Genomic DNA, 12,316 nt, shown 5'->3' with positions numbered 1-12,316 from the left:
ATATATGAGCAAGACCCCAATGATCGCAGCCTTCGCGCTGATGCTGGGCGCGTCTGTCCCCGCGCTGGCGCAAAGTGCATCGCCCTCAGCGACCGCACCGACGGCCGTGACCGATCCGGCTTCGGAAAAGGTCAATATCGTCATCGTCTATGGCGAAGACGCCTGCCCGCAAAGCGCCGGCGACGACATCGTCGTGTGCGCGCGCAAGGGCGAGGAGGAACGCTATCGCATCCCCGAACCGCTGCGTGGCGATCCTAATATGCCGAGCAAGCAGGCGTGGGGCGAGCGGGTGCGTTCGATGGAATATGTCGGTCGGCAAGGCACGGAAAGCTGTTCGCCGGTCGGCGGCGGCGGCGCGACCGGCTGCTTCGCGCAACTGTCCCGCCTCGCCAAGGCGGAACGGCAGGCGCTCGACAATGCCAGCTGGAAGGATCTGGTCGCAGCCGAACGCGCCAAGCGCCTGTCCACCATCGATGCTGACAGCGACGCGATCGAAGCGCGGGTGAAGGCGGAGGAAAAGGCGGCGCAACAGCCCCAGCCCGCCCCCGCCGCGCCGCAACGCTGATGGATAAGACTGACGGATTAGGGCCGCTCGTGACGTCCTGATCCATGCACCGCCGGGCCTTGGGCACGCCCGGCACCCCATACGCCAGCACCTAACGGGGGTGTTAAAGGATCACATCATGCGACCGCGCGTCGTGCTTCCCCTGATCGGCCTGCTGCTGGTCCCGCTGCTTCCCTCTCCCGCGCTCGCGCAGGCGGAGCCGCCGCCTGAACGGATCATCAACCTGCTGGTCTATGGCGATGATCCCTGCCCGCAAAGCCAGGGCGACGACATCGTCGTCTGCGCCCGCAAGCCGGAGGCGGAGCGCTACCGTATCCCCAAGAAGCTGCGGGAAAAGCCCGCCGTGTCCGGCGGTCCGGGCTGGGGCAGCCAGGTGGCGACGATGGAACAAACCCAGCGCCAGACGCTGCCCAATAGCTGCAACGCGATCGGCAGCAACGGCTTCACCGGCTGCACCGCCCAGATGCTGCAACAATGGTTCGCCGAACGGCGGATGCAGCAAAGCGCCGGCGAACCCTAAAGCGAAGGCATCGCGCCTGGGGAAAACGCGTCTCTTGCTGGAACGGATAAATTTCCGTGCATGGTCCCCTAAGCATCAGTCGTTCGCCTCGAGCGCAGTCGAGAAGCCGGTAGCGCTGTGCGCGCGTTTAGCGCCGCTGAAATCGACTTTGCCTCGTTTCTCGACTTCGCTCGGAACGAACGGAAGCAGGCGGTTTCAGGTCATAGCTCGCTAGGGCCGCTGCCCCTCCAGTTCCGCCCCGCCATCCACGGTCGCCCGGAAGTTCGGGCTGATCCTGATCCCCGCCGCCTGTTCATAGGCATAGCCCGCATCGAGCAACCGTTGTTCGGCATAGGCAGCGCCGATGAAGCTCAATCCCACCGGCAGGCCGCGCACCAGCCCCATGGGCACGGTCAGATGCGGATAACCCGCGATCGCCGGCGGGCTGGTGGAGCCGCTCGGCCCCTCATATTGATCGCCCCATACGGTATCGGCGGGCCAGGCCGGCCCGTAGCTGATCGTCACCAGCAGATCGACGCGGTTGTCGGCCAGCATGGCATCGATCCCCTCCCGCCCCGCCAGCCGCAGCGATTTTTCGCGCGCCGCCTTATAGGCTGGGTCTTCCAGCCCGGCCTTCGCCTGCGACAGAACGAAAATCTCTTGCCCGAAAAGCGGCATTTCGACGGCCTTGTAGGCATCATCGAACGCGATGAGCTCAGCAAGCGTCCGGCTCTCCACCTGATCGGGCCGGGTAGAGGCCAGATAGGTGTTCACATCCACCTTGAACTCATATTGCAGCACGTCGTAGCTGGCGGCGGACATGCTATCCATCGCCGGTGTCTTGACCTCCACCAGCGTCGCGCCCAGCCCCTTGAGCATCACCAGCGCCGCTTCATAGCGCGCAAGCAACTCTGGTTGCGCGCCTCCGCGCAGCACGCCGATACGCATCCTGCCGATCGCGGCAGGATCAAGCGCGGCGGCATAATCCTGCGCATGGGCCATGGCGTCCGCAGTCGCCGGGTCGCGGGGATCGCTGGCAATCAGCGCCGACAGCAGGATGGCGACGTCGCGCACGCTGCGCGCCATCGGCCCGGCCGTGTCCTGACTATGGCTGATCGGCACGATATGGGTGCGCGGGATCAGGCCGACCGTGGGCTTCAACCCCACCAGTCCCATCATCGAAGCGGGACAGATGATCGACCCGTTGGTTTCGCTGCCGATCGCGGCCGGTGCGAATCCGGCCGCCACCGCCGCGCCCGATCCGCTCGACGACCCGCAGGTGGTACGATCGAGCGCGTAGGGATTGCGGGTGAGGCCGCCCACCGCGCTCCAGCCGCTCATCGAGCGTTCGGACCGGAAATTGGCCCATTCGGACAGGTTGGTCTTGCCCAGGATGATCGCGCCCTTGGCCTTCAACGCCGCGGCGACCGGCGAATCGCGGCCGGGATCGTTGCGGACCAGCGCCAACGACCCGGCGGTCGTTGGCATCCCTGCCGCCTCGATATTATCCTTTAGCAGGATCGGCACGCCATGCAGTGGCCCTCGCAGCCTGCCCGCGCGCCGATCGGCATCCAGCACCCGCGCCTCGGCCAGCGCGCGCGGGTTCAGCGCGATGATAGCGTTGAGCCGCGGCCCCTTGCGGTCCATCGCTGCGATGCGCTTGAGATAGGCGCGCACCGCCTTCTCGCTGGTGATACTGCCGCTGGCCAGGTCGGCGGACAGCGACGGGATGGTCGCATCCTCGACCTGCGCCAGCGCGGGCGATGCGGTCAGCCACAGGGCCAGGATCGGCAACAGCATCTTCATCGCGGATAGGCTTTGTCCATATGGGCAAGGCTCTTGACGATCATCGCCTCCAACACCGCTATGTCGACGCCCGCCAGCCGCTTGACGTAAAGACAGCCCTTGCCCCGCCTATGCTTGCCCAGGTCCGCAAAATCGGCGTCCTCCAGCCCAGCCAGATAGAAGACCAGCTCCGCCTTGCGCGGCGCAAAACCGATGCGGCAACTCTCGCCCTCCCGCCCGCTCTCATAGCGATAGTGGTAGCGGCCGAACCCAATGATGCTTGGTCCCCACATGGCGGGCGGTTCGCCCGACAATCGCGCCATCAACGCCGCTACCGCCCTGCCGTCCGCCTGCCGCTCTTCCGGTTCGACCCGCGCCAGAAACGCCTCGACATCCGCCGCCGTTTCGATCGTCTTATTCGCGTCCTTCGCCATGGCTTGCCTTCCCCGCCGCTCCAGACTACAGGCTAGCGCGTCATCTGGGGAGTAGCCAGCCGTTCCGCGTCAGGAACGGGCCATGCGTCAACATATTCGGCCGAGAGGTCGTGGCGTATGGGAGGCGGCGAATAGCCGCATCGGGCGAGACCAATGGCATCGGCGTTTTTCTGTCCGGCCGGGCGGGAGGCGACGGTGGCATTGCGTCTGTTTCACCTCCGCCCGGCCCCGGAACATGACGATGGAAGCCCTCTTCACCTCCGCGGCGCTCGTCGCCCTCGCCGAAATGGGCGACAAGACGCAGCTGCTCGCCATGCTGCTCGCCACCCGCTTCAGGAAGCCGGCGCCGATCATCCTGGGCATCTTCGCCGCCACGATCGCCAATCACTTCCTGGCCGCCTTGGTCGGCCATTCGATCGCGGGCGTGCTGACCCAACCCTGGTTCCGCTATGCCGTCGCCGCCTCCTTCATCGCCATGGCCGCCTGGACGCTGATCCCCGATACGTTCGACGAGGATGCGCCATTGAAGGCTCCGACCAAGGCGGGCGTGTTCGTGACCACGCTGGTCGCCTTCTTCCTGGTCGAGATGGGCGACAAGACGCAGGTCGCCACGGTGGCGCTAGGCGCGCGGTTCGACAGCCTGATCGCCGTCACCATGGGCACGACGCTGGGCATGATGGTCGCCAATGTGCCGGCCGTCCTGTTCGGCGAGGCGCTTGCGAAGAAGGTGCCGATGCGCGCGCTACAGGTCGGCGCGGCCTTGCTGTTCCTTGGCCTTGGGCTGTGGATGCTGGCGGACCTGCAGGGCTGGTTCGGCTAAAGGCGGTTGTCAGCGCGCGGCGGCTGTTGCAAGGGGTTTGGCGGAGTCATTCTGCTAAATTCAGTAAATGGGACGCGCGTGATGAAGGACAGTCTGGTTACGGTGTTCGGCGGCGGCGGCTTTCTGGGCCGGCAGGTCGCCCAGGCGCTGATGGCGCAGGGCGCGCGGGTGCGGATCGCGCAGCGCGACCTGGCCACCGCGATGAAGGTCAAGACGCTGGGCAATCTGGGTCAGACCCAGTTCGTCGCGGCGGACATCCGCAAGCCTGACAGCGTCGCGCGCGCCATCCATGGCGCCGACGTCGTCATCAATCTGGTCGGCATATTGGCGGGTGATTTCGACGCCTTCCACCATGTCGGCGCGGCCAATGTAGCGAAGGCCGCGGCGGCGGCAGGCGTGAAGGCGCTGGTCCATATCTCCGCCATCGGCGCGGACGCCGAAAGCCCGTCGGCCTATGGCCGGTCAAAGGCGGCGGGCGAAGCCGCGGTCACGGCCGCCTTCCCCACCGCCACCATCATCCGCCCGTCGATCGTCTTCGGGCCGGAGGATCAGTTCCTCAACCGGTTCGCCGATCTCATCAGCCTGTTCCCGGTCGTCCCGGTGATCGCGCCGGCGACCAAATTCCAGCCGGTCTATGTCGGCGACGTCGCCGATGCGATCGCCCATGCCGCAGCCCAGCCGGGCCTCTATGGCGGCAAGACCTACGAAGTCGCCGGCCCGCAGGTGATGAGCATGAAGGAGATCAACGCCTGGATCGCCAAGGCGATCGGCCGCGACAAGCCCTTGATCGACGTCCCGCATGGCGTCGCCTCGCTACTGGCGATGCTGCCGGGCGGGCCGATCAGCCGCGACCAGCTCGCCATGCTCGGCCGCGACAATGTTGCAGCGCCCGGCTCGGAAGGGCTGGAGGCGCTGGGCGTCGCCCCGACGCCGCTGGGCGCGGTCGCCGACAAATGGATGGTCCGCTATCGCCGCCACGGCCGCTTCGCCGGCCGCGCCAGCGCCTGAACCCACAGGCTCTCCCTCAGTTATCCATATTATAGTCCGTCATCCCCGCGCAGGCGGGGCCCCATCTCCCGCCTGCGCGGGGATGACGGGATTGAGACATAGCGCCAGCCTGCAACCCCGCGTTTGAACAGGAGCCTGCCTGCATATGGATCATTACCTGACCGTCATCCTGCTGGGCATCGTGGAGGGGCTGACCGAGTTCCTGCCGGTATCTTCGACCGGGCACCTCATCCTGGCGAGCGAATTGCTGGGCTATGATTCGGCCACCTGGGCGATGTTCAACGTCGTGATCCAGCTAGGCGCGATCCTGGCGGTGGTGGTGCTGTACTGGCGCACCTTCTGGGCGGTGGGCATGGGACTGATGCGACGCGAGCCGGTGAGCCGGCGTTTCCTGCGCAACCTGCTGCTCGCCTTTATGCCCGCCGCCATCGTCGGCCTGGCGCTGCACGACTATGTCGAAATGCTGCTGGGCGCGCCAAAGGTCGTCGCCTGGGCGCTGATCGTGGGCGGCGTGGCGATCCTGCTCATCGAACGCATGGTGAAGGAACAGCGGTTTCACGGCATAGCCGACATTCCCGCGGCCCGGGCGCTGGGCGTTGGCCTGATCCAATGTATATCGATGATTCCCGGCGTCAGCCGGTCGGGCGCGACGATCATGGGCGCGCTGACCCTAGGCGTGGAGCGACGCACCGCGGCGGAGTTCAGCTTCTTCCTGGCGATCCCCACCATGTTGGGCGCCACGACGTTGGAACTGCTCAAAAAGGGCGACCAGATCACCAGCGCGGCCGTGGGCTGGGACAGTATCGCGTTGGGCTTTGCCGTCTCCTTCTTGGTCGCGTTGCTGGTTATCAAATGGTTCGTCGGGCTGGTGTCCAAACATGGTTTCACCCCCTTCGCCTGGTATCGAATCGTTGCGGGCTGCGCCGCGCTGATCTGGTTAGGGATGAGATAGGTCCGAGACGGCACTTATATAGACGGCAGATTTGCGATCGATTCTCAACTAGGGTGAAAAACGGCATTTAATTAGTAAGCTATGCTGACCTAAACACCAGAATCAACGTGACTGTGCGGGGTTTTCTGTTATGCGCGCTAGTGAAACAGATTCTGGAGCGAGCCATGGCTGACAATCCGATGCTGAAATTTGTGGGCAAGGTTCAGGCCTACCCGGAAAAGCGCGCCGCGGACGACCGCGCTGACGATTTCCTGGAAATCAGCCGCAGCTTCATTTTGGACAAGGCGGAGGAACAGGCGTCGCGTTGCTCGCAATGCGGCGTGCCCTATTGCTCGACCCATTGCCCGCTGCACAATCATATTCCCGACTGGCTGCGTCTGACGGCCGAGGGCCGGTTGCGCGAAGCCTATGAGCTGTCGAACCTGACCAGCACCATGCCCGAGATTTGCGGCCGCATCTGTCCGCAGGATCGTCTGTGCGAGGGCAATTGCGTCATCGAATTTTCCGGCCATGGCGCCGTGACCATCGGCAGCGTCGAAAAATATATCACCGACACCGCCTGGAAAGAAGGCTGGGTCGAACCGCTGGTCCCCGGCGCAGCGCGCGGCCAGTCGGTCGGCGTCATCGGCGCCGGGCCAGCCGGCCTCACGACGGCGGAATATCTGCGCGTCGCGGGCTATGAGGTCCATGTCTATGACCGGCACGACCGCGCGGGCGGCCTGCTGACCTATGGCATCCCCGGCTTCAAGCTGGAAAAGGACGTGGTCATGCGCCGCGTCCAGCGCCTCAAGGATGGCGGCATCATCTTCCACGAGAATTTTGAGATTGGCCGTGACGCGACGCTGGAAGGCCTGCGCGCCAAGCATGATGCGATCCTGATCGCGACCGGCGTTTATAAGCCCCGCGACATCAAGGCGCCGGGCGTCGGCGCGGCGGGCGTAGTCAAGGCGCTCGATTATCTCACGGCCTCCAACAAGGCGGGCTTCGGCGACGCCGTGCCGGAACATGAGGACGGCACGCTGCTGGCGACAGGCAAGAATGTCGTCGTCATCGGCGGCGGCGACACCGCGATGGACTGCGTCCGCACCGCGATCCGCCAGGGCGCCAACTCGGTGAAATGCCTCTACCGCCGTGACCGGGAAAATATGCCCGGATCGCAGCGCGAAGTCGCCAATGCCGAGGAAGAAGGCGTCGAGTTCGTCTGGCTGACCGCGCCGATCGCCTTTGAAGGCACCGAGCATGTGACCGGCGTCAAGGTGACGAAGATGCGCCTGGGCCAGCCCGACGCATCGGGCCGCCGCGCGCCCGAAGCCGATCCGGGTAGCGAGCACACGCTGGAAGCCGATCTGGTCATCAAGGCGCTAGGTTACGACCCCGAAGACCTGCCCAGGCTGTTCGGCAGCGACGACCTGTCGGTCACCCGCTGGGGCACGCTGCGCGTCGATCACAAGACGATGATGACCAGCGTGGACGGCGTGTTCGCGGCGGGCGACATCGTGCGCGGCGCAAGCCTGGTTGTCTGGGCGATCCGCGACGGCCGCGACGTGACTGACCATATGCACCGCTATTTGAAGGCGAAGGCCAGGGCGCGCGAGAGCGTGGCCGCCTAAATTCCCCATATCTCCGCCCGTTCGGTTCGAGCTTGTCGAGAACGTGGTTGCGAAGGTTCTCGACAGGCTCGAACCGAACGGAAGAATAGGACGGCGATCATGACTGATACTCCCTTCATGGCCAGCCCCGAAGAGCGCGCACGGATCGCAGCCGAGGGCATGTATCACCCCGACATGGAAGGCGACGCCTGTGGCGTGGGCCTGGTCGCAGCAACGGACGGCCGCCCCAGCCGCCGCGTCGTCGCCAGCGCGATCGATGCGCTCAAGGCCGTGTGGCATCGCGGCGCGGTCGATGCGGACGGCAAGACCGGCGATGGCGCGGGCATCCATGTCGACCTGCCGGTGCGCTTCTTCGACGATGCGATCGCGGACTCCGGCCACAAGCCGCTGCCCAATCGCCTGGCCGTCGGCATGATCTTCCTGCCGCGCACCGACCTGTCCGCCCAGGAAACCTGCCGGACGATCGTGGAAAGCGAAATCATCGACGCGGGCTACACCATCTATGGCTGGCGCCAGGTGCCGGTCGACGTGTCCGTCATCGGCGAGAAGGCGCAGCGCACGCGACCCGAAATCGAGCAGATCATGATCGCCGGGCCGATGCCCGAAGAGCGCGATGTCGCCGAGTTCGAAAAGGATCTTTACCTGATCCGCCGCCGCATCGAAAAGCAGGTCATCGCCGCGCAGATCCAGGATTTCTACGTCTGCTCGCTGTCTTGCCGCTCGATCATCTACAAGGGGCTGTTCCTGGCCGAATCGCTGTCGGTCTTTTACCCGGACCTGCAGGACGAACGGTTCGAAAGCCGCGTCGCCATCTTCCACCAGCGCTATTCGACCAACACGTTCCCGCAATGGTGGCTGGCCCAGCCGTTCCGCACGCTGGCCCATAATGGCGAGATCAACACGATCCGCGGCAACAAGAACTGGATGAAGAGCCACGAGATCAAGATGGCTTCGCTCGCCTTTGGTGAGCAGTCGGAGGATATCAAGCCGGTGATCCCGGCCGGCGCATCCGATACGGCTGCGCTTGATGCCGTGTTCGAAGCGATCTGCCGCTCCGGCCGCGACGCGCCGACCGCCAAGCTGATGCTGGTCCCCGAAGCCTGGCAGGCGCAAAGCGCCGACCTGCCCAAGGCCCATGCGGACATGTACGACTATCTCGCCTCCGTCATGGAGCCGTGGGACGGCCCCGCCGCGCTTGCCATGACCGACGGCCGCTGGGTCGTGGCCGGCGTGGATCGCAACGCGCTGCGCCCGCTGCGCTATACGCTGACCGGCGACAATCTGCTGATCGTGGGGTCGGAAACCGGCATGGTCGTCGTGCCCGAAACCACCATCGTCAAGAAGGGCCGTATGGGTCCGGGCCAGATGATCGCGGTCGACCTGCTCGAAGGCGAAATCTATGACGACCGTGCGATCAAGGATCGCATCGCGGGCGAACGCCCTTATGGCGAGCTTATCAAGGACTTCCTGACCGTCGCGGACCTGGCCGAAGCGCCGACCGCGCTGCCGGGCTGGGACAAGGCGGAACTCACCCGCCGCCAGGTCGCCGCCAACCTGACCCTGGAGGATCTGGAACTGATCCTGGCGCCCATGGTCGAGGACGCCAAGGAAGCGATCGGCTCCATGGGGGACGACACGCCGCTGGCCGTCATTTCCGACAAGCCGCGGACCATCAGCCATTTCTTCCGCCAGAATTTCAGCCAGGTTACCAACCCGCCGATCGATCCGTTGCGCGAACGGCATGTGATGAGCCTGAAGACGCGCTTCTCCAACCTCCACAACATCCTGGAGGAAGGTGCGCAGAACAGCCATGTGCTGGTGTTGGAATCGCCGGTCGTGACCAGCGCTGAATGGGCGCGACTCAAGGCCTATTTCGGTCCGTCCGTGGCTGAAATCGACTGCACCTTCCCCGCGTCGGGCGGCCAGGAGCAGTTGCGCGCCGCCATTTCCCGCATCCGTGAAGAGGCCGAGCAGGCGGTGCGCGAAGGCCGCACCGAAATCTTCCTGACGGACGAAGGCGTCAATGCCGAGCGCGCGGCCATCGCGGGCGTGCTGGCGGCGGCCGCGGTCCACACGCATCTGGTGCGTAAGGGGCTGCGCTCCTATGCGTCGATCAACGTGCGGTCGTGCGAAGCGCTCGACACCCATTATTTCGCGGTGCTGATCGGCGTGGGTGCGACCACGGTGAACGCCTATCTGGCCGAAGCCAGCATCGCCGATCGTCATGGCCGCGGCCTGTTCGGCGACCTGTCGCTGGACGCCTGCTTCGAACGTTATCGCACGGCGATCAACGAAGGCCTGCTCAAGATCATGTCCAAAATGGGCATCGCGGTCATCAGCAGCTATCGCGGTGGCTATAATTTCGAAGCGGTGGGCCTGTCGCGCGCGCTGGTGAACGATCTCTTCCCCGGCATGCCGGCGAAGATTTCGGGCGAAGGCTATGCCTCGCTCCATTATAGCGCGATGCTGCGCCACGAGCAGGCGTTCGACGCGGCGGTGGTGCGCCTGCCGATCGGCGGCTTCTATCGCCAGCGGCAGGGCGGCGAGAGCCATGCCTATTCCGCGCAACTCATGCATCTGTTGCAAACGGCCGTGGCGACCGACAGCTACTCCACCTATCTGCAATTTTCGCGCGGCGTGCGCGACCTGCCGCCGGTCTATCTGCGCGACCTGATGGAGTTCAACTTCGCCCGCGAAGCCGTGCCTATTGACGAGGTCGAGGCCACCACCGAAATCCGCAAGCGTTTCGTGACGCCGGGCATGTCGCTGGGCGCGCTCAGCCCCGAAGCGCATGAAACGCTAGCAATCGCGATGAACCGCATCGGCGCCAAGGCGGTGTCGGGCGAAGGCGGTGAGGATGCGAACCGCTTCAAGCCGTATGAAAATGGCGACAACGCGAACAGCGTCATCAAGCAGATCGCGTCCGGCCGTTTCGGTGTCCACGCCGAATATCTGGCATCGGCCGAGGAAATCGAGATCAAGGTCGCGCAGGGCGCCAAGCCCGGCGAAGGCGGCCAGCTGCCCGGTTTCAAGGTGACCGAGTTCATCGCCAAGCTGCGCCATTCGACGCCGGGCGTGACGCTGATCTCGCCCCCGCCGCATCATGACATCTATTCGATCGAGGATCTGGCGCAGCTCATCTACGACTGCAAGATGATCAACCCGCGCGCCCGCGTCTGCGTGAAGCTGGTCAGCCAGGCCGGGATCGGAACGGTCGCGGCGGGCGTGGCGAAGGCCCATGCCGACGTCATCCTGATCGCCGGCCATGTCGGCGGCACCGGCGCCAGCCCGCAGACCTCGATCAAATATGCCGGCACCCCCTGGGAAATGGGCCTGTCCGAAGCGAACCAGGTGCTGACCCTCAACGGCCTGCGCCACCGTGTGAAGCTGCGCACCGACGGCGGCCTCAAGACCGGGCGCGACATCGTCATCGCCGCGATCCTGGGCGCGGAGGAATATGGCATAGGCACATTGAGCTTGGTTGCCATGGGCTGCATCATGGTGCGCCAGTGCCACAGCAACACCTGCCCCGTGGGCGTATGCGTGCAGGACGAAAAACTGCGCCAGAAGTTCACCGGCACACCGGAGAAGGTCATCAACCTGATGACCTTCATCGCCGAGGAAGTGCGTGAAGTCCTGGCGCGGCTGGGCTTCCGCAGCCTGGACGAAGTGATCGGGCGCACCGAACTGCTCAAGCAGGTCAATCGCGGCGCGGAGCATCTGGACGATCTGGATCTCAACCCGATCCTGGCCAAGGTGGATGCGCCCGACGACCAGCGCCGCTTTTCGCTGACGCAATGGCGCAACGAAGTGCCCGACAGCCTGGACGCGCAGATGATGCGCGACGCCAAGGCCGTGTTCGAGCGGGGCGAAAAGATGCAGTTGACCTACACGGTGCGCAACACGCATCGCGCGGTCGGCACCCGGCTGTCGTCCGCCGTGACTGACCGGTTCGGCATGTCGACCCTGGCCGACGGCCATCTGACCGTGCGCTTGCGCGGGTCGGCAGGCCAGTCGCTGGGCGCGTTCCTGTGCAAGGGCATCACGCTCGAAGTGTTCGGCGACGCCAACGACTATGTGGGTAAGGGCCTGTCGGGCGGCATCATCAAGGTGCGCACGACCGTCTCCAGCCCGCTGTCGTCGAAGGACAACACGATCCTGGGCAACACCGTCCTCTACGGCGCGACCAGCGGCAAGCTGTTTGCGGCGGGCCAGGCGGGAGAGCGCTTCGCGGTCCGTAACTCCGGCGCGCAGGTCGTAGTCGAGGGATGCGGTGCGAACGGCTGCGAATATATGACCGGCGGCGTGGCCGTGATCCTGGGCAAGACAGGCGCCAATTTCGGCGCGGGCATGACCGGCGGCATGGCCTTCATCCTGGACGAGGATGGCAGCTTCCCGGCGCAGGCAAACCCCGAAGGCATCGTGTGGCAGCGGCTGGACAGTGCCTATTGGGAAACGCAGGTCAAGGCGCTGATCGCAGAACATGCGGTGGCGACGGACAGCAAATGGTCCAACACCATCCTAGACGATTGGGATCGCTGGCGTCGCTATATCTGGCAGGTCTGCCCCAAGGAAATGCTGGGTCGCCTGGCCCATCCGCTCAGCGACAGCGCGGCGGAAACGGTCGCGGCGGAATAAACCGT

Annotated in this window: 9 protein-coding genes and 1 riboswitch; of the genes, 7 read left to right on the top strand and 2 right to left on the bottom strand. The window is 65.1% G+C overall.

Going from position 1 to position 12,316, the window contains the following annotated elements; translation table 11 throughout:
- Window positions 1-4 precede the first annotated feature (4 nt).
- Window positions 5-565, top strand: a complete 561-nt coding sequence (locus tag CEQ44_RS23580; protein WP_088182440.1) for a hypothetical protein — start codon at window positions 5-7, stop codon at window positions 563-565.
- Between the two features lie 118 nt (window positions 566-683).
- Window positions 684-1,085 (top strand): hypothetical protein, encoded by a 402-nt coding sequence (locus CEQ44_RS23575; RefSeq protein ID WP_088182439.1) that lies wholly within the window; start codon window positions 684-686, stop codon window positions 1,083-1,085.
- Window positions 1,086-1,295: 210 nt separating this feature from the next.
- Here CEQ44_RS23575 and CEQ44_RS23570 read toward each other — a convergent pair whose 3' ends face one another.
- Complete coding sequence (locus CEQ44_RS23570; protein ID WP_088182438.1) at window positions 1,296-2,870, bottom strand: amidase; 1,575 nt, start codon at window positions 2,868-2,870, stop codon at window positions 1,296-1,298.
- Window positions 2,867-3,283, bottom strand: coding sequence for a DUF1801 domain-containing protein (locus tag CEQ44_RS23565; RefSeq protein WP_088182437.1), 417 nt, complete (start codon window positions 3,281-3,283; stop codon window positions 2,867-2,869). The genes CEQ44_RS23570 and CEQ44_RS23565 overlap by 4 nt, the downstream gene beginning before the upstream one ends.
- Window positions 3,284-3,316: 33 nt before the next feature.
- Window positions 3,317-3,507: riboswitch (yybP-ykoY riboswitch) on the top strand.
- Window positions 3,508-3,524: 17 nt separating this feature from the next.
- On the opposite strand from CEQ44_RS23565, the gene CEQ44_RS23560 reads away from it, so the two are divergent.
- The 5 genes from CEQ44_RS23560 (at window position 3,525) to gltB (ending at window position 12,311) form a co-directional block, all read left to right on the top strand.
- Window positions 3,525-4,103, top strand: a complete 579-nt coding sequence (locus CEQ44_RS23560; RefSeq protein ID WP_088182448.1) for a TMEM165/GDT1 family protein — start codon at window positions 3,525-3,527, stop codon at window positions 4,101-4,103.
- 81 nt (window positions 4,104-4,184) lie between these two features.
- Window positions 4,185-5,111 (top strand): complex I NDUFA9 subunit family protein, encoded by a 927-nt coding sequence (locus CEQ44_RS23555; RefSeq protein WP_088182436.1) that lies wholly within the window; start codon window positions 4,185-4,187, stop codon window positions 5,109-5,111.
- 145 nt (window positions 5,112-5,256) lie between these two features.
- Window positions 5,257-6,063, top strand: coding sequence for an undecaprenyl-diphosphate phosphatase (locus tag CEQ44_RS23550; protein WP_088182435.1), 807 nt, complete (start codon window positions 5,257-5,259; stop codon window positions 6,061-6,063).
- 164 nt (window positions 6,064-6,227) lie between these two features.
- Entirely contained in the window at window positions 6,228-7,673 is a 1,446-nt protein-coding gene (locus tag CEQ44_RS23545) for an NAD(P)-dependent oxidoreductase (protein ID WP_088182434.1), read from the top strand.
- 99 nt (window positions 7,674-7,772) lie between these two features.
- On the top strand, window positions 7,773-12,311 hold the full coding sequence (gene gltB, locus CEQ44_RS23540) for a glutamate synthase large subunit (RefSeq protein WP_088182433.1): 4,539 nt from the start codon (window positions 7,773-7,775) through the stop codon (window positions 12,309-12,311).
- The last annotated feature ends 5 nt before the right edge of the window (window positions 12,312-12,316 follow it).

Source organism: Sphingobium sp. Z007 (genome assembly GCF_900013425.1).
Lineage (GTDB): Bacteria > Pseudomonadota > Alphaproteobacteria > Sphingomonadales > Sphingomonadaceae > Sphingobium.
Note: the sequence above shows the minus strand (reverse complement) of the source record. Positions and strands in the feature narration are given on the sequence as shown.